Origin of the sequence: Brevundimonas diminuta (genome assembly GCF_039673845.1) — a bacterium.
GTDB lineage: Bacteria > Pseudomonadota > Alphaproteobacteria > Caulobacterales > Caulobacteraceae > Brevundimonas > Brevundimonas diminuta_E.
The window spans coordinates 1-18,032 of the sequence record NZ_JBDJMK010000016.1; the positions used below are offsets into that span (position 1 = coordinate 1).

General features: G+C 63.5%; 15 protein-coding genes and 2 pseudogenes. 9 read left to right on the forward strand and 8 right to left on the reverse strand.

Annotation, left to right across the window (positions count from 1 at the left end; all coding sequences use genetic code 11):
• Positions 1-121: 121 nt before the first annotated feature.
• From ABE454_RS15650 to ABE454_RS15675, 6 genes and pseudogenes are all read right to left on the reverse strand, one after another.
• Positions 122-1,015, reverse strand: a complete 894-nt coding sequence (locus ABE454_RS15650) for an efflux RND transporter periplasmic adaptor subunit (protein WP_346533034.1) — start codon at positions 1,013-1,015, stop codon at positions 122-124.
• A gap of 14 nt (positions 1,016-1,029) precedes the next feature.
• Entirely contained in the window at positions 1,030-1,782 is a 753-nt protein-coding gene (locus tag ABE454_RS15655) for an ABC transporter ATP-binding protein (protein ID WP_346510522.1), read from the reverse strand.
• A 4-nt stretch (positions 1,783-1,786) separates the two neighbouring features.
• A complete protein-coding gene (locus ABE454_RS15660) occupies positions 1,787-2,920 on the reverse strand; it encodes an ABC transporter permease (RefSeq protein WP_346510520.1) in 1,134 nt (377 codons plus the stop codon).
• Positions 2,917-4,221, reverse strand: coding sequence for a TolC family protein (locus ABE454_RS15665; RefSeq protein WP_346533035.1), 1,305 nt, complete (start codon positions 4,219-4,221; stop codon positions 2,917-2,919). Before ABE454_RS15665 ends, ABE454_RS15660 begins: the two co-directional genes overlap by 4 nt.
• 319 nt (positions 4,222-4,540) lie before the next feature.
• Positions 4,541-5,941, reverse strand: a pseudogene (locus ABE454_RS15670) (transposase).
• 365 nt (positions 5,942-6,306) lie between these two features.
• A complete protein-coding gene (locus ABE454_RS15675; RefSeq protein ID WP_346533036.1) occupies positions 6,307-7,629 on the reverse strand; it encodes an MFS transporter in 1,323 nt (440 codons plus the stop codon).
• 127 nt (positions 7,630-7,756) lie between these two features.
• Here ABE454_RS15675 and ABE454_RS15680 point away from each other — a divergent pair, with 127 nt between their 5' ends.
• The 8 genes and pseudogenes from ABE454_RS15680 (at position 7,757) to ABE454_RS15715 (ending at position 15,876) form a co-directional block, all read left to right on the forward strand.
• On the forward strand, positions 7,757-8,599 hold the full coding sequence (locus ABE454_RS15680) for a LysR family transcriptional regulator (RefSeq protein ID WP_346510998.1): 843 nt from the start codon (positions 7,757-7,759) through the stop codon (positions 8,597-8,599).
• Positions 8,600-8,736: 137 nt separating this feature from the next.
• Positions 8,737-8,977: pseudogene (locus ABE454_RS15685) on the forward strand (transposase); the annotation flags it as partial.
• Entirely contained in the window at positions 8,948-10,873 is a 1,926-nt protein-coding gene (locus ABE454_RS15690; RefSeq protein WP_346533048.1) for a hypothetical protein, read from the forward strand. The pseudogene ABE454_RS15685 and the gene ABE454_RS15690, both read left to right, overlap by 30 nt.
• A complete protein-coding gene (locus ABE454_RS15695; RefSeq protein WP_346533037.1) occupies positions 10,870-11,454 on the forward strand; it encodes a hypothetical protein in 585 nt (194 codons plus the stop codon). Before ABE454_RS15690 ends, ABE454_RS15695 begins: the two co-directional genes overlap by 4 nt.
• On the forward strand, positions 11,451-12,554 hold the full coding sequence (locus ABE454_RS15700) for a cytochrome-c peroxidase (RefSeq protein WP_346508341.1): 1,104 nt from the start codon (positions 11,451-11,453) through the stop codon (positions 12,552-12,554). Before ABE454_RS15695 ends, ABE454_RS15700 begins: the two co-directional genes overlap by 4 nt.
• Before the next feature lie 699 nt (positions 12,555-13,253).
• Positions 13,254-14,396, forward strand: a complete 1,143-nt coding sequence (locus ABE454_RS15705) for a serine hydrolase domain-containing protein (protein ID WP_346508342.1) — start codon at positions 13,254-13,256, stop codon at positions 14,394-14,396.
• A gap of 185 nt (positions 14,397-14,581) precedes the next feature.
• Entirely contained in the window at positions 14,582-14,995 is a 414-nt protein-coding gene (locus tag ABE454_RS15710) for a VOC family protein (RefSeq protein WP_346508343.1), read from the forward strand.
• 446 nt (positions 14,996-15,441) lie between these two features.
• Positions 15,442-15,876: a carboxymuconolactone decarboxylase family protein gene (locus tag ABE454_RS15715; protein ID WP_346508344.1), complete on the forward strand. Its 435-nt coding sequence runs from the start codon at positions 15,442-15,444 to the stop codon at positions 15,874-15,876.
• A gap of 158 nt (positions 15,877-16,034) precedes the next feature.
• Here ABE454_RS15715 and ABE454_RS15720 read toward each other — a convergent pair whose 3' ends face one another.
• Complete coding sequence (locus tag ABE454_RS15720; RefSeq protein WP_346508345.1) at positions 16,035-16,400, reverse strand: GrlR family regulatory protein; 366 nt, start codon at positions 16,398-16,400, stop codon at positions 16,035-16,037.
• A 792-nt stretch (positions 16,401-17,192) separates the two neighbouring features.
• Between ABE454_RS15720 and ABE454_RS15725 the strand changes: the two genes are divergently transcribed.
• Positions 17,193-17,402: a cold-shock protein gene (locus tag ABE454_RS15725; RefSeq protein WP_346508746.1), complete on the forward strand. Its 210-nt coding sequence runs from the start codon at positions 17,193-17,195 to the stop codon at positions 17,400-17,402.
• A 179-nt stretch (positions 17,403-17,581) separates the two neighbouring features.
• On the opposite strand, the gene ABE454_RS15730 is transcribed toward ABE454_RS15725, so the two are convergent.
• On the reverse strand, positions 17,582-17,890 hold the full coding sequence (locus ABE454_RS15730) for a hypothetical protein (protein ID WP_346508346.1): 309 nt from the start codon (positions 17,888-17,890) through the stop codon (positions 17,582-17,584).
• Positions 17,891-18,032: the final 142 nt, after the last annotated feature.

Sequence of the window (18,032 nt, forward strand, 5' to 3'; positions counted from 1 at the left end):
CCAGCCGGGACGGCCGAAGGCGTGCAGCAGGCTGTCGGTCACATCGCGATTGCTGATGGTGCCGTCGAAGTCGCAGTGGATGGCCCACTCGGTGCGCGACGGGGCGAGGGTATAGGGGCGATCAGTCATCGAAGCGGACCCGGACGGTTTGGCCGACGCGCACATCGGGGCGAGTGTCGAACTCCAGCAGGCCCTCGACCACGCGGCTGGGGCCGCGTTCGACGTCGTCGTCCTGACGGGCATGGGTGTATATGGGGCTGAGATAGGTCAGCCGCGCGGCGGGAAGCGGTTTGCCGCCCGACGGCGCCGGATCGATCGTCACCGTCGCCTTCATGCCGGGGCGCACCCGGCTGATGAAGCTTTCGTTGATCTCGGCGCGGACGATCAGGGGGCGGTCGGGCAACAGGGTCAGCACAGGGGCGCCCGCCGACAGTCGTTGTCCGTTTGAGGCGGCGACGCGCAGGGCGACGCCGTCGGCGGGGGCGATCAACTGCGCCCTGTGCAGGCGGTTGCGGGCCTGAGCCAGGCGCTGATCGGCGACGGCGACCTCGGCGGCGGCGGCGTCGACCTCGGACCGGGCGTCGGCCAGCGACTGCCGCGCCTCCGCCAGGGCTTGGGCCGAGGCGGCGCCGGCCTGAGTGGCCTGTTCATAGCGGCTGACGGTTTCGGCGACGGCGGCGGCCTTGCGCTGGGCTGCGCCATGGCGCTGGCGCGACTGATTGGCCTGAGCCTCGATCAGGCGCGTTTCATCCGTCAGGTCTGCGGTGTCGAAGCGGGCCAGGACATCGCCCTTGCGCACCTTCTGGCCCTCGACGACGCCCAGCGCGCGCAGTTCGCCGTCGATCGGCGCGCTCAGGGCCAGAAGGCCGCCCTGCACCTCGATACGGCCACGGGCGATGGCGTGCAGGGGCGCAGTCTCAGCGGGCGCCTCAGCCTTCTGGCAGGCGGACAGGGCAGGCAGGCTCAGAAGAGCCAGCGCGGCGAGGGTGACGGAAAGGCGAGGTGCTGGCGGCATGGTTCTGGCTCTCATCACCGGGCTTCCGAGGGGCTGGCGGGGGCGGAAGGCTGGGCAGGGCGCTCGTCGCGCTGGATGACGCCGTCCTCCATCGTCAGCAGGCGGTCGGCGAAGCGGATCAGGCGCGGGTCGTGGCTGACGCAGACCACGGTCGAGCCGTGGCGATGGGCGATCTGGCGCAACATCTCGCTGACGCGCTGGCCGTTCTCGGCGTCGAGAGCGCTGGTCGGTTCGTCAGCGAACAGCAGGGCAGGCGATTTGGCGATGGCGCGGGCGATGGCGACCCTCTGTTTTTCGCCGCCGGACAGCTGGGCCGGGCGCATGTGCAGACGGTGGTTCAGACCGACCTCGTCCAGCGCCTTCAGGGCCAGCGCCTCGCTCTGACGACGGTCCATGCCCAGATAGCCCAGCGGCAGTTGCACCTGCTCGACCGCCGTCAGGGCCGGGAACAGGTTGAAGCCCTGAAAGACGAAGCCGGTATGTTGCAGGCGGAAGGCTTCCAGCCGTCCACGGCTGAGGTGATCCAGCCGCTGATTCAGGGCGGTGACGGCGCCCGCATCGGGCTTCTGCAGGCCGGACAGCAGGGACAAAAGGGTGCTTTTCCCACAGCCCGACGGGCCGGAGATCAGGGTCATCTCGCCGGGATGAAGGCTGAGGTCCAGATGGGTCAGCACGCGTGTCGGCACTGTGCCGGTGATGAAGGTCTTCACCAGCCCTTCGGCGACCACGGCCGGGGCGTTGGTCATGATGGGTGCGGAATCGGCCATGGCTTTATCTCAGCAACATGGCGGGGTCGGTCCCCAGCATGGTCCGCACCGCCGCCAGACTGGCCAGCATGGCCATGGCGAAGATCAGCAGGCCGCATCCGGCCGCGACCGGCAGGCTCATGGCGACCGGTACGTCGTGACTGGCCGCCAGCGTCAGCAGCGGCGCGCTGAGCAGGGTCGCCAGCACAAGGCCGACGCCGCCGATCCATGCGCTCTGTTCCAGCACCACGCGGGTCAGGGGCCAGCGCCCGACGCCCAAAGCGCTGAGGGCGGCGTATTCGCGGCGTGAGGCGGCGATGGTCCCGGCCAGCGACTGGCTGGTCACAACCGCGCCGACCAGACTGACGATGATGGCCATGAACAGGACGGCGATCCCGGCGCCGGTATCCAGCAGCCAGTAGTTCTGCGACCGGGCGGCGAACTCACGCGCGGTCCAGGCCTCATAGGGCGAGAAGGCGGCGCGGTCCTGCATCAGGCGCTGGCGCACGTCGGCGGGCGCGGCGCCGTCCTTCAGCCGGGCCAGATAATAGGTATCGGCCGATGTCTCGGCGGCGCCGATCTCGCGCGCGGTTTCCAGCGATGACAGGACGTTGACGCCGCCCAGACCGCGCATCCCCTTGATGACGCCGACCACGCGCACGGGCTGTTTGTTGATCCAGGCGCGGCCGCCATCGGCGACGTGAAGGGTGGACAGGTCGGCGGCGTCGACAATGACGGCGCCAGGTTCGCGCAGTCGCTGGCGCTGGGCGACGGTCAGCCGTTCCGAAAAGGCCAAGGCGCCGTCTTCGACGGAAACGCCCGACAGATAGATGGAGATCGCCCCGCCATCGCCCGAAGCCGAGTGCCAGTCGGCGTCGACCCAGCGATAGGGCTCGACCGCCGTGACGGCGTCGTCGGCGCTGAGCCGCATCTCTACGTCCGGGCCCAGCGGGCGGCCGTAGTTGACGCTCTGCGAGCCGGGATAGCCGACCCACAGATCGGCCGAGGACGCCTTGATGTAGATGGCGGCGCTGCTGAAAATGCCCAGCACCAGCGCGGCCTGCACGATCAGCAACAGACCGGCGAAGGTGACGGCCAGCACCACGGGCACGAAGCGCGGCCATTCGTGGATCAGGGTCTTGCGGGCCAGAGAGATCATGGCGTCTCTCCGGAGGCTGGGTTCGGGGTCGGGCCGCCTGCGGCTTTATAGACGCTCAGAAGGGCCAGAATGCTGTCCAGACGGGCGCCGGCCAGGGCCGAACGGGCGTCAAGCAGGTCCGCCTCGGGCTGGATCAGGTCCAGTTCGCTGGCCAGTCCCAGATCGTAGCGGGTGGTCCAGGCGTCCAGCGACTGCTGAAGGGCGTCGACTGTTTCCCGGCGTGTCGCGACGACGGCCTGCTGTTGCTCCAGGGCGCCGAGGGCGATGTGGGCCTCGCTGGCGGCGTCGATGACGGATTGGCGGTAAAGGGCCAGGGCGCCGGACAGGGCGTGGTCTTCGCTGTTCACGACGGCACGGCGGCGGCCCCAGTCCCACAACGGAATGTCGATCGTCGGGCCGATGACGGGGGCGATGCCGCCGGGGGAGGGGGCGGACGACAGGCTGTGGGTGTAGCCGATCGATCCGACCAGCTTCAGACTGGGGTAAAGGGCGGCCCTGGCGATCTTGACCCTTGCGGCGGCTTCCAGCACTTCAGCCTCTGCGACCATCAGGTCGGGACGGCGGCGCAGGTCGTCGGCGCGCAGGGCGGACGGAAAGCGCACCGCCGCGAAATGGCCGCTGACGCGGGCGTCCCTGGGGGCAGGCGTCGATTGGCTCAGCAACGCCGCGAGGGTCGATGAAGCGCGGTCGATCTGATGTTTCAGGCGGGCCTGTTCGATCCGGCGGCTATATTCCTGCATCGATGCGGCGCGCACTTCGCCTGCGTCGGCCAGCCCGGCATCATGTCGCGCCTGCGTCAGACGCTGGGCGCGCAGGGCCAGGTCGTGCGACTGACGGGACAGCGCCAGTTGCACCTGCGCCTGATGGTGTTCGTAATAGGCCTGAATGACCGCTGCGGCGATCATCAGCTGCGCGGCGCGAAGTTGCGCGGCGCCTGTCGCCGTCTTGGCTGCGGCTTCCTGATCGCGGGCGGCTCCGGCGCCGAAGAAGTCGAACTCCCAGCGCGTGCCGACGCCCAGCTGATAATAGCCGTTGCCGGTGGGCACATCCTGCAGGGGCACGCCGAACAGGTCCGCGCCGGGGCGGTCGGCGTTGCGGGCGCCGCGCTGCAGGGCTGTCGCCTGCTGCAGGCGTCGACGGGCGCTTTCGATGGTCAGATTGCGCTCAAACGCCTCGGTCAGCAGGGCCGTCAGATCGGGGTCGTCGAAAATTGCGCGCCAAGCTTCAACGAACTTAGCAGTTTCGTCGCATGAGGAGAGCGAGACGTAGGACGCTGCTGCAGGAGCCTGTACGGCGTGCACATTAGCGCCGACCATCGCCGATATAAAAACCGCGCACCGCACGCCGGGCAAGATTGATCGAGTCGGGGGGCGCAAGGCTAAATCCTGAAAGAAGTTTGTTGGCGCGGCTCGCTAAAAACGTACCTAGGAAATGTGGAGGCTTGGCGGGGAAACTATGGAGACGGTGTCGCTGCGGGTCTTTCGCCAACGCGATTTCATCAGACAGTCCGGCTTTCGCGAGGCGGGGTTGAGCGACAATGACTGCTAGTGACTGATTTCGTTGAAAAAGGCGGCCGTTGAGATCGCCGACAAGTAACCGGCACGGCGGTTCACTCGTGCTTCAGGCGATCACCGGCGCCCTTGGCGGGATCAGTTTGGCCAGTTTGCGCAGGTTCTGGGCGGTGGCGGCGAGGAGGAACTCGTCTTTGGCGCCGTAGGGACCTCTCAGGCGCAGCCGGTCCAGCTTCAGGATGCGCTTGAGGTGGGCGAACAGCATTTCGACCTTCTTCCGTTCGCGCCGGGAGACGACGTAGGCGTCAGTCTTGGCGATGTCGCGGGCGATGTCCCGGGCGCCTTCGTGGATGGAGCGGGTCACTTTGCGCGCCGGCGCGTTGGGGCAGCAGCGGCTCTTCAGCGCGCAGGCGTCGCAGTCCATTTTTGCTGGCGCGGTACCGATAGGTGTTATCCGGCGGGGTATCGGGATGATCCGCGCGGAAGGCCAGCCGATACTGCTTCAGCTCCTTTCCGCCGGGGCAGCGGTAGAGGTCCTGGGCGTGGTCATAGGCGAAGTCGCTGCGCGAGAAGGTCCGTCGACGCGCTCGGACTTGTCGATGACGGGGATGTGGGGCTCGATGCCCTGATCGTGGACCAGCCAGTCCAGCATCTCGGCCGAGCCATAGGCGGTGTCCGCCGCCAGCCGGGCGGGCCACAGATCATGACGCTCGCGCGCACGCTCGATCATGGTGCGGGCCGCCGTCACCTCAGCCATGGTGCGGGCCGCCGTCACCTCAGCCTGCCTCACCGCCGTGGACGGCTCGACATCGACGATGATCGCGTGGTCCAGGTCGATCAGGTAGTTGGTGGCGTACGCGAAGAAGGCCAGCCCCTTGTTGGCCCCGGTCCAGCGCGAGGCCGGATCGGCCGGCGAGATGAACTTGGGCGTCACCGGGGTGGCGCCGCCGAAGGCTGCGTCGTCCAGCACGGCCAGATACTCGTCGATAGCGCGGCTGGCGGCCTCGGGCGGCAGGCCTTGGTCGCCGGGCACGCAGCGCTGGCGGTTGGCGTCGGCCTTGATCAGGCTGGCGTCGACCGCGAAGCCTTCGCCGCCGACCAGACCCTCGGCCATGCAGCGGCGCAGCACCGTCTCGAACAGTTCCCGCAGCAGATCGCTGTCGCGGAAACGGCCATGGCGGTTCTTCGAAAAGGTCGAGTGGTCCGGCACGTCGCCGTCCAGGCCCAACCGGCAGAACCAGCGATAGGCCAGGTTCAGGTGGACCTCCTCACACAGCCGCCGCTCCGAGCGGATGCCAAAGCAGTAGCCGACCAACAGCATCCGGATCAGCAGCTCCGGGTCGATCGAGGGGCGACCGATGGCGCTGTAGAATGGCGCCAGATGCGCCCGCAGCCCGTCCAGTTCCACAAACCGGTCAATCGCCCGCAGCATGTGATCCGCCGGCACATGCCGCTCCAGCGAGAACTCGTAGAACAGGGCCGACTGATCGACCCGCCGCTCACCCATCATCGCTGCACCTCCCGTCTCAACGACCAGAGTGAATCAGCGCGGCGCCCTCATGCCAATTGCCCAGGTCGCCTTTTTCAACGAAATCGGCGCTTAGCGGGCATCCACTACGAGATGATCGATGCCTTGATTTCGTCAGTTAGGGAGCTCTGCCAGCTAACGTAAGCATTGCCCGGCCTGGAAAGGACACGGCTCAATGCTGTGTTCCGGGCCGTTGCCCTCCAACGCGAAACAGGGCGCCGCTTGCGAACGCCAGCAGCAAGCATCCGAGTCCGCCATATAGCGCCACCCACCCGAAGCCTGGTTCAAGCGCCTGCCGCGCCACGTCAGCAGGCACGCCGGTTTCGAGGCTGCCAGCGGCGATGCGTTCAGCGACTTGGCGTAATTCGGAGTTGACACCCGACGCCGCCTGCAGATGAGCCAGAACGCCATTGAACAGGATCGCACCCATGACGGCGATGTTGACCGCGAGAGTGATCATGCGGGGCGCTCATGTCCATTCCCGACGCCATGCCCGCACGGTCGCTGGAAACGACGCAGGTAGCCGTATTGGTGACCGGGGTATTGGTCAGACCCAGACCGACGCCGGCCAGCACTAGGCCGGGTGCCAGCAGCGGCCAGCCCGCCCCGGCCAGTTCGAGCGAAAGACGCATCATCAGCAAGCCCGCCCCGATGCCGAACAGGCCTGCGGGAATGATCAGGCCGGCGCCGAAGCGGAGAGACAGCTTCTCGGCCAGGGGCGGTACGGCCAGCGTGGGCAGGGTATAGGCTAGAAGTGCCAGGCCGACACCGATCGAAGATAGACCCAGGCCGGCATGGAACCAGATCGGCAGATAGATGATCAGCGGCCAAAAGCTGAGGTTCATGCCGACCGCGCCGAGTAGAGCGCCTGCGAAGGATGGAATGCGGAAGACGCCGAAATCGAACATCGGATGGGCCACGCGACGTTCGACCGCCACGAAGGCGATGAGGGCGGCGATAAAGACGACCAGGATCGCCAGCGCGAGCGGGGAGGTTATGCCGAGTCGGGGCACCTCGGTGATGAAGACCGTCAACGCCAGGACCGCGGTGGACAGGGGCAGGATCCCGGCGATGTCGAGACGACTGGCGTGCGGATCGCGTGATTCCTGGACGCCGACCAGTCCCAGGCCGAACGTCAGAGCGGCCAAGCCCACATGGATGAGGAAGACCCATTCCCAGCCGGCGACGGCGATGATCCCGCTGCCGATGATCGGGCCAAAACCCAGACCAAAACCGAAGACGACGCCCCACCACGCATAGGCCATGCTGCGGGCCTTCGGTTCGCGGAACTGGTGAGACAGGACGGCGACCTGGCAGATCAGCATCACGCCGCCTGCTATCCCCTGTAAAAAACGAGCGGCGATCAGGACGGCGATCTCGTCAGTGACGCCGCATGCGAATGAGGTCAGGCCGAATGCCGCCACGCCGATCAGGAACAGGCGTTTGCGGCCGAAGCGGTCGGCGATCGCCCCGGCGGCCATCAGGACGCCGGCCACCGCGACCGTGTAGGCGTTCATGACCGACTGAAGTTGGATGAAGTCGGCGCCGAGCACGCGCTCGATCGTCGGCAGGATCACCGGCACGCTGGAAATTTCCAGCCCGAACATGAGTGAGGAGAGGGCGACGGCGGCGAGCGCCAGCATGCTCTGCGAGAGACGGAACGCGGTCATGAAAGGTCAGGCTCATGGAAACGCCGGACAAAGTCGAGACATCCGGCGGAGGCGAGATAGTCCGGGCTTGACCACAACAGAATGGGATGGTTTTCGATTTCAGTGATGCTGAATTGGGATGGTTAAGATGAAGTCGCTCGATGTGGAGGCCGTCCGGGCCTTCGTTGCGATCTCTGACCTGCAGAGCTTCACTCGCGCGGCCGAGACCTTGGGGACGACGCAAGGTGCGATCAGCGTGAAGCTGAAGCGTCTGGAGGACGGCCTGGGGCATCGGCTGATCGAACGGACACCGCGCTCGGTGCGTCTGTCCGCCCAGGGCGCGCTGTTTCTGGAGCCCGCGCGAGCATTTCTGAGTGCGCATGAACAGGCGCTATCGTCCCTGTCCGGCGGCCGTCGTCATTTCGTTCTGGGCATCGCAGCCCATGTGGCCGGTCCCGAAGTGCCCCTATTGCTGGCGCGGCTCAATGCGCATGATCCATGCCTGACGATAGAGGTCCGGCTGGATAATTCGCGTGTCCTGCTGGACGCCTTCGATCGGGGAGAAATGGACGCCGCGATCATCCGACGCGACGAGGACCGCCGCGATGGCGAGACGCTGGGGCCGGAACATTTCGGCTGGTTCGCCGCCCCGCAGTTCGCGCATCGCACAGGCGAACCGCTTCGCTTGGCCGCCCTGCTGCCTGAGTGTGGCGTTCGCGACCTGGCGATCCGCGCGCTTGATCAGGCCGGGATGGAGTGGACCGAAGTGTTTCTCGGCGGATTCTCCGCTGTAGACGCGGCGGTGGCGGCGGGACTTGCGACTTCGGTCTTTTCCCGTCGATTGGCCCCCGCTGGCACAGTGGACATTGGCGAGCGGTTCGGCCTGCCGCCGCTGCCGTCATCCGAGATCGTCCTTCACTCCACGCTGACGGATCCCAAGTCGAAGGCCGCACTGCGAACGATCGTCTGCGCCTTTCGAGAGCATCGCTGACAGCGGCTTTAATGTCTGGTCTGCGCCGATCTCCTAAAGACCGCAACTGGCGGATTTCGTTGAAAAAGGCGACCTGGGCAATTGGCATGAGGGCGCCGCGCTGATTCACTCTGGTCGTTGAGACGGGAGGTGCAGCGATGATGGGTGAGCGGCGGGTCGATCAGTCGGCCCTGTTCTACGAGTTCTCGCTGGAGCGGCATGTGCCGGCGGATCACATGCTGCGGGCGATTGACCGGTTTGTGGAACTGGACGGGCTGCGGGCGCATCTGGCGCCATTCTACAGCGCCATCGGTCGCCCCTCGATCGACCCGGAGCTGCTGATCCGGATGCTGTTGGTCGGCTACTGCTTTGGCATCCGCTCAGGTCGTCGGCTCCGCAGACGGCGGGGTCTCTTCCGCAGACGTCGTCGATGCGCCCACCATCGTGTTGCAGGACCAGCGCCCGGCCTCCCGGAGCTATCATTTCGGCGAAGCCGTAGATTCCGGGTCCAGCACCTTCAGGCGGGAAGCCGTCGAGGATCAGGCTCCGGGGTCCGGCGACGCCAATGAGGTGCTGAAAGCCCTCCCCACGGTGCAGTTTTCTTCGACCCAGGGCCGGGCGTCGCGCGAGGAGCTGCAGGATCTGCGGCCTGCGGATGTCTCTATCTCCGGCGGCTCCATCTATGAAAACCTGTTCGTTTTGGATGGTGTGGGCGTGAACTCGCGTTTGGACGTCAGCAACATCCATGAAAACCACTATATCGAGGGCAATGCGGCGGCCTCGGCGCAGACCGTCTGGGTGGATTCCAATCTGATCGGCGAGATCATTGTTCGGGATTCCAACGTATCGGCCGAATACGGGCAGTTCGCCGGGGGGGTCGTGGAGATGGCTACGCGTCGCCCCAGTTCGGTTTTCGGAGTGGAGACCCACTACGGGGAAACCAGCCCTGCGCTGGCTCAGTTTCGCATGTCGGACAAGGTGCGGGAGGTTCTGAACGGCACCTATCCGGATCAACCTGACTATATGAAGCGACGCTATGGGGTCGCTGTAGACCTTCCGCTGAATGATCGCATCAGGACCCTCTGGGCCTATACCCGCTCAGAAGCCGAGGTGACGAACTACCGGGGCAAGAACTGGGTCCAGTACGGGGACTACGGCCAGAAAAGCTTCAGCGAAACCCTGATGGTGAAGGCGGAAGCCGATCTCAAGGACGATTTGCTGCTGACCGGGCAGGTCACCTGGAGCCCTTATGAAAGCGAATTCTCGCACCCGAACGGCATCGACAACTGGGTTTTCCTCAACGGCGGCGGTCTGACCGGTCGCGTGGGCCTGGAGGGACGCCGGGGCGAGGCCGAATGGACGCTGGACCTTACCCATGCCCGGTCGAACAACGACCGGGACAGCGAGCGTCCCGGCACGGTCAATGTGTCCAAGTCCGCGGGCATCGACTGGTGCTCGGGCTCAAGCTGTTCGCTGGGCGGGCCCGGCATCCTGTGGCAGGAGCAGAACGACACCACCCTGAAGGGACGCTGGACCCAGCCGCTGGGCGTCGGCCGTCTGCGGGCTGGATTCGAGATCGCTGACATCTCGGCCAAGAAGGGGCAGCCCTATAGCGCCGCCTTCCGACATGGAGATCGCGACCAACTTGGGATCGAGGTCGGGCCACAGACGGTCTGCCTGGATCCGGCCGAGGCGGCGGCGGGCACGTGCGTGACCGGCGCCTACGCCCTGGCGCAACGCGGCGACGCGACGGCCTTCGACACCCAGGTGAATCTGCAGTCCTACAGCCTGTGGGGCGAATACGACTTCGACTGGGCGGGCTTCATGGTGCGCGCCGGCTTGCGATACGACTACGAGAGCTTCCTCGAGAACCACAATTTCGCGCCGCGCCTGTCGGTCAGCCGGGACCTTCCCTTGGCAGGAATGAACCTGACCGGGGGGCTAAACCGCTATTTCGGCCGAAGCTTCCTAGGGTATGCCCTGCGAGAGAACTATCCGGGAACTCGTATCTATCGCCGGGCGCCGACGGTGGTGAATGGCCAGAATGTCTGGGCGAACGAATGGACGCTCTATTCGCGCAGCGAGACGGCGCGCTATTCCAACGCCGAGCTGGATACCCCCTACACGGATGAGTTCACCCTGGCCCTGCGCGGGCCGATCGCCTGGATCGGCGGCGAATACCGGATCAAGGGCATTGTGCGCGAAGCCGCGACCAGTTCGCCAGTTCGGAGTCGACCTCGGAGGTCTATGACGTCGAGACTGGCGGCGTCTCGACGCGGCGCGTTTACACCGTGACCAATGACGGCGAGCGCTCCTACCGTGGCCTGTCGCTGGAGTATGTGCGGGAGTTCGGGCGCGACCACGCGCTGAGCTTCAGCACCAACTGGTCCCATACCGACGCCACCAACGTCGGCTATTTCGACATCTCCGACGAGACGGCATTCGAAGGCGAATACGTCTATTACAAGGGCGAGGTCGTGCCCAAGCTGCGCGCGCTGGCGGATAATCAGCTTCTGGACTTCGCCTCGCCGCTCATCGTCAATGGCGTCTGGTCGGCGCGCTGGCTGGACGGACGGCTGCGGACCAATGTCAATGCGCGCTGGCGCGACGGTTTCAGCCGGGTGGACGACACCCTGGTCAACATCACCGTCAACGGGGTGCGCTATGACGTCTATGACAAGGTCGAATACAAGCCCTCGGTGGACGTGAATCTGGCGGCGACCTTCGAACTCGCCAGAACCCGCTATGGGGCCGCAGCCCTGGATGTGCGCGTCAACAACCTCTTCAACAGCGTCCTGAACCAGGAATATTCCACCGCATCCCAGCCGTACCAGTTGGGGCGCAATCTCTGGGTCGGCCTGAAGTACCGCTATTGATCTCCTGGCGCGACATCGGCGCGATCGCCCTGATCGTCGGCATGCTGCATGCCGGCGCCGGGGCGGCCGTCTCCCTGGTTCGGTCGCCGGAGACGGCGGCCGAGCTGCGCGCCGCCTACGCCGGCCCGCCCGAATCCTGGCCCCGGCCGGTGCTCCACGAGGGGGCGGTGTTCACCGAGTTCGGGCCTCTGCCGCCGGTGGAGCATCCCGCCGCCAATCCGACGAATGACGCCAAGGTCGCGCTCGGGGCGCGGCTGTTCGACGATCCCCGCCTGTCGAAATCCGGCCAGATCGCCTGCGCCACATGCCACGCTCGGGAGCTGGGTTTCGGGGACGCTCTTCGCACCTCATTCGGTCATGACCGGCTCAGGGGGCGTAGGAATTCTCAGTCCCTGGCGGTCGCCGGCTGGATGCGTCCGCTGTTCTGGGACGGTCGCAGTCCCGACCTCGAGGCCCAGGCCCTGCATCCGCTGACCGACCCGAGGGAGATGGCGGTCGACGATCTGGAAGCGGTGGTGGCGAGGGTCGCCGCCGACCGGACCTACGTCGCCGCCTTCGAAGCGGCGTTCGGCGATCAGGCGATCGACCTGAAACGCATCTCCATGGCCCTGGCGGCCTTTCAGCGCAGCCTGAGCCCGCCGCGAGGCCGCTTCGAGCGATTTGTGAAGGGCGACGTGCGCGCGCTTAACGAGGAGCAGCTGCTCGGCCTGCATCTGTTTCGGACCAAGGCCGGATGCGCTAACTGCCACAACGGTTCCCTGCTGAGCGACGGCGGGTTTCATAATCTCGGGCTGCACTTCTATGGGCGGGAACTGCAGGATCTCGGCCGTTACGAGGTGACCAAGGCGCCAGGAGACGTCGGTCGCTTCCGCACCCCCAGCCTGCGCGGCGTCAGCCGTACGGCGCCCTATATGCACAATGGGATCATGCCGAGACTGGACGGCGTGGTCACCTTCTACAACGCTGGCGCGGCCCGTCCGCGACCCCGGCCGGATCAGGCGGACGATCCTCTTTTCGCCGTCACGGACCCTCTGCTTCGTCCGCTTGAGCTGACCCGGGAAGAGCGGGCCGCCTTGGTGGCGTTTCTCGAAACGCTTTGAAGGTCTAGGCGGCGTCATGCTGGGTGAAGGAGGGAAGACGCTTTCCTTGACTGACGGCGCGGAGTCGGCTGTTCCTACAGCCCAGCGTGGAAGACGGTGCGGCTTGGCTGCGACGGAGGCCGCTCATGATATCGGGGCGTTGCTTCCCCCGCCTCCGCCCCCGCCCACGCGACACCGACGGTCCGATTCAGGGCCTCCAGGCGGGTCTCCAGGCGGGTCGCCAAGGCGTCGAGCCGCGAACAAATGTTCCTTGTTTGCTCTGAGTGCGCTCTTGTCCCTGGGCGCAAGTAGGGCTGTGTGGGGTAAAAATCGGACCATCGACTAAAGAGCCAGATTGTCGCTTTTCTGGCAGAGCGGCAATGACCGCAGAGGCGACTGATCGACCCGCCGTGCGCCCATCATCGCTGCACCTCCGACCTCAACGACTAGAGTGAATTAGCGCGGCGCACTCATGCCAACTGCCGGAGGCCGACTTTTTCAACGAAATCGGCGCCCAGCGGTCGTTTCGTTCGAACAAGGGTCTGGCCACTAAGCTGACTCTGGGGCGGGTGGTTAGCGGACCGAGGCTTCCTATCCGTCGTCTCTGCGTAAAGCGCGCGTGCATTTTCCGCCGAACCTATGGAAGAGGCCCTTGTGTCGCCGTCATTCTGAAACAATCTTCACTTGAGCGGGCAAGGCGAGGGCTTATAGGCTGCGAATATGACCTGTTCCCATAGCCGCCTTGCCCCCATCGCGATGGCCTGCATTTTTTTGCTGTCGCCGGTTTCGACATCCGCTGCGGAGCGGCCTGATTTTCAGGCGCTCGAGAGACATCTTGAGAAGGCCTGCGAAGCCGGTGACTTTTCGGGAGTCGTCGCAGTGGCGCAACGGGGGGAGACACTCTTTCAGCATGTCTGCGGTCTTGCAGACCCGGTCAATGGCACCGCTATCACGCCTGAAACGCGGTTCAAGATCTTTTCCACCAGCAAATATCTGACTGCCATCGCCGTGCTGCGTATGAGCGAACTAGGCGAGCTGGATCTCGACGCTCCGATCCGTCGCTATTTGGTCGATGTCCCTGAGTCTTGGTCGGGCGCCACTGTAAGGAACCTGCTGAATCACACGTCAGGTCTGCCCGATCTGACAGAAGCCATGCTGTTTCGCTTTCGGCTTGATCCTCCTTCCGCGATGAAGGCTGTGTTAACTGAATTGTCGGAAGATGAGGCTCGCCCTCTCGAGGAGGCGGGAGAGAACTTCCGATATAATAATTTCGGCTTCGAACTGCTGGCGCATGCTGCCGCCGTTGTCCGAGGTCAGCCTTTTTCCCAAGTGCTCGACGAACTTGTGCTCGAACCTGCGGGGATGACCAACGCCAGCGTCGAGGCCCCGAACATGGTGGCCGGTCATCCTGTGGCGGTCCAGGAAGATGGCCTGGCGATCGGTTACAATGGAGCGCCGGGAGCTCTGGTTCAGGCTGAAAACTGGGCCTTCGTTCAGCTTGGCGCGGGCGCGGTGCGCGCCAGTCTCGCGGACATGCTCGCGCTTGACCGGGCGTTGGACGAAGGACGGCTGCTTAGCCTCGACAGCCGGGCCGAAATGCGCGCAAATCTGGTTGTGAGCAGACAGGGAAAGGCTGAAGTCGCCGACAGAGGCTATGGCCTGGGCCTGGTTGTGTCTTCAGCGGGCGGACAAACGCTTGTCGGTCATAGCGGCGGAACGAACGGCTATATCGCTGACTTTGAGCAGTTGCCCGACCATGATGCTGCTTTGATTATTCTCACCAACCGCGGCTTCACCCGTCTTCAGCCGCTGCGCGAACTCGTCGGACAGGCGTTTACGGGAATACCGCCAAAGGCGCTTTAGATGTCCGCTGCGGGTCGCCTTACAAGCGAGACTGGCGGTCGGCGAGCGTCGGTACGCCGTATGGGACGAAATCGCCGTTACGGCCCGGGTTTTCGGCAAAGGGTGTCGAGATGCCGTCATGGTGGCTAAGGTAAAGACGTTCCGGCCTTGGGGCTGGAAACAGGAAAGTGCGACCGTTTGAGACCATGGCCATGATCGATCATATGGGCGTCAGCCCCGCCGACATTGAGCGTGCACGGCGATTCTACGATTCTGCACTCAAGCCGCTAGGCGTCAACATCGTGATGGAGGTGACGCCTGATCAAACGGGCGGCTATCACGGCATCGGCTACGGAGTTGCTTCGAAACCGTTCTTCTGGCTTTCGACCGACAGTCGCCGCCCCCCGCCTTATGGAGAGCGAGGAGATGGCATCCACATCGCGTTCGAAGCGAAAACAAGAGCAGCCGTGGATGCCTTCTATGAAGCGGCGATGGCACAGGGCGGTCGAAACAATGGCCCGCCCGGCATCAGGCCGCATTACCATCCGGCCTATTATGCGGCCTTTGTGATAGATCCTGACGGCGTGAACGTTGAAGCCGTGTGCCAAAAGCCGGAGTGATCTGGGCAGGCTCCAGGCGCCGGCATCGGGTCCGGCTGCGCTGTCTGAGACCTTATTCGAGCCGCTCACTATCGCTAGCAGCGCGACGCGTCTGCGCCATCAGCATGCCGTGGTCATCAATTGCGGTCGGTTTGCCGCGACCTAGCTGAGCCTGGACTAAAGGTTCGGCTGCCTCAGTAATCTGTACATCCAGAATGCCTCGCCGCTCTGAAAGGCGAAGGCCTGATGGCGCGCTTGAAATTTGATGTTTAGTTGGTGGAAGAGGGCGTTCCTTGTCCATCCGCTTTCGACGATCGATCCGCCTGCCTGATCGGAATGTAAACGGTCTGTCGCCCGGCAAAGTCTGGCGCCGTGCGGGATCGGTTTGAAAGCTATGAGGAGCCAAGCGACAGGCTTGGAACGGCTCATTGGAATGCTTTGTGGAGTGAGGAAAATTGTCGGGCAGGATGGATTATTATCGCGCGGCGCCAGAGGCGATGAAAGCCATGACGGCTCTGGAAGATGCCGCCAAGGGCGTGTCGATTCCGCAATCGGTGCGCGAACTCGTCAAGATGCGTGTCTCTCAGATAAATGGTTGCGCATACTGCTTGAACCTCCATGCCTCTGAAGCTCGTTCAGCTGGCGTACCGCAGCAAAAACTGGATGTATTGGCTGCATGGAGAGAAAGCCCAGCATTCGACGAGAAAGAGCGTGCCGCCCTCCTGTGGGCTGAAGCGCTCACGCGGCTAGAGACATCCGGCGCTTCGGATGCCGATTACAACAAGTTTGCGGCAGCTTTCGACGAACGCGAACGAGTGGAAATGACGCTCGTCATCACGACAATCAATGCATGGAACCGCTTCGCCATCGGCTTTCGTTCCCAGCATCCTGTTGAACGGTGATTGCGGGCGTCCGTCACAACAAACACCGCTACAACAGCGAAACCGTATCGAGTCATGTTTGCAGGCTGAAAGAATTGGCGGCGCTCACCAATCTCTAGGGTCGCTGACCTATCGTCTTTCTGTCTACCATAGCCATCGCCGCTACCGTGCTCGTCTGGCTATGAGTCCTTGTCATAGACTTCGGGCTCTCTTTCAGTATCCTGCGAAAGACGTCTAACGCTAACTGAAATGGGTTCAACGCGGCTGCTTATTGCAAACCCAGTCAGTTCAGCAGATTCACCATCAAACTCTCCTGAAACCTGGACCGTTGCGTTACGTGCGCCCAACACCGAGCGCACAAGCGGGAGAGGCCGATGCCTTGAAACCTTGAGATCGACGACGAGGAAGCTCCCGATCAGTTCATAATCGCCCAAATAGTATGATCGACCATCGCCGCCGCTCAGTTTGCCGTTCGCAGCAGTGATCACACCGTAGCCGGAACCAATGGGCGTTTTGAAGGCGGCTTGGTACAGTCCCCTCTGCATACCTGTTCCCTCCTAAAAGATAAGGATCAAGTAGAAAATCTTCCTTATCTAAATTGGTGCCGTATGGGGCATCCGAGACAAGCGATTTGGCCTAAGCTCGCGGAGAGACCCATCGCTATCATACTGCAATAGATGGCTGGTGCGATAATATTTGGTTGACAGGCCGCAGTGCAGGGCCGTTCGGGGCCGATAACGGCATGAGCGGCCGAAATCTCGTCGCCTCCAGAACCGCCGCCCAAGCTTGGCTGACGGGCATAAGAAAACCCGTCTGCCACATTGGGACTCAGACGGGCTTAATGAGCCGAGGCTCGTAGCCTAAATGGGAGCCAGTATTAAAAGCGCAAGGCCCACAAGAAACTAATCAGCACCGCCTGCAATGATCGTCAGAACGGCCCAGATGATTACGGCCAGTGCCATCACAGCCCCAAACGCAGCGGCGATTACGAGGCGCTTTTCAGCGGCAGTCAGCCTCCGATGATCCATTGTTCCGTGACCTCCGTGGACGGCGGCCAGCGAAGAGTACGCGTAGCGCCATTGTGAAGCCTAAAGTGATAAACTTGTCTGCGCTCCAGAAGCGCCCTGTAATTGCTCGATATTAAATCTGGTGGAGCGCTCAACTCGAACTAAATAATAATTATCCTTGCTTGTTCCGTCTTTGTAGCTCACCGTCTGGATGTCGATATCTCTGCGTAACGCCCTGTTTCTTTGCGACGCATCGAGATTTCCGTTTCCTTAGACTCGACAGCTCTCAGGACCTTTTCCTCAGGGCAATCTCTCTCGGAGGTCATGGAAATGGCTACTGGCATTATCAAATGGTACAATCCTACCAAGGGTTTCGGTTTTATCGCTCCTGACGCTGGCGGCGGCGACGTCTTCGTCCATGTCTCGGCTGTCGAGCGTGCTGGCCTCAGCGGCCTGAACGAAGGCCAAGCGCTGTCGTATGAACTCGAGCGCGACCAGCGCTCGGGTAAGACTTCGGCAGGTCAGCTGCAGGCTGTCTGAGGCCATCAGAGTTCTTTAATAAGTGGAACCCCGCTCTCTTATGAGAGCGGGCGTTTCGTCGTTTGGAACGACCTTCAATCCGGTAAGTTGGCTAAACGCAGCCCGCCCCATCCTTTGCTGCTGCACTCTGTTGAACCGCCGCTGCTGGCGCCGTACGCCCCAGGCGCCGGCGAGGGGGGTCAGTTCGGGGTAGTACTGCCGCCAGCGTTGGCGGCCAGCTCCATCCTCACGTTCGCTGCTATGGCTTGCACAGCTTCTTCCACAATCTCTCGTTCAAGATGGGGGTATGCGTCAGGCGCAGCTTCCACGAAGGCTGTCAGAAACAAGTCTGCGACATGATCGTCATCAAGGTCGGACCAAGCCAAGCCTTCTTCGCGCATCCTTCTTTCCAAGGCGACTCCAGTAGAGCGCAGGGCTGTGCCGAGCGGGCCTTCAAGCTGTTCGGCAAATTCTTCAAGGTCTTCGGCGGGCGCAGCATGGGTCTTCATTAGGAGTACCTCTCACAGCGTCAGCGTTCTGGCAAATCGGTCAGGCGCTTGTGGCGTCCATGGTCAGTCACGCGGTCAGCGCCATAAAATGCGCCTACTGGCGCCGCCATAGCTTCTGATCGCCATGCTAGGGTCTCGTAGG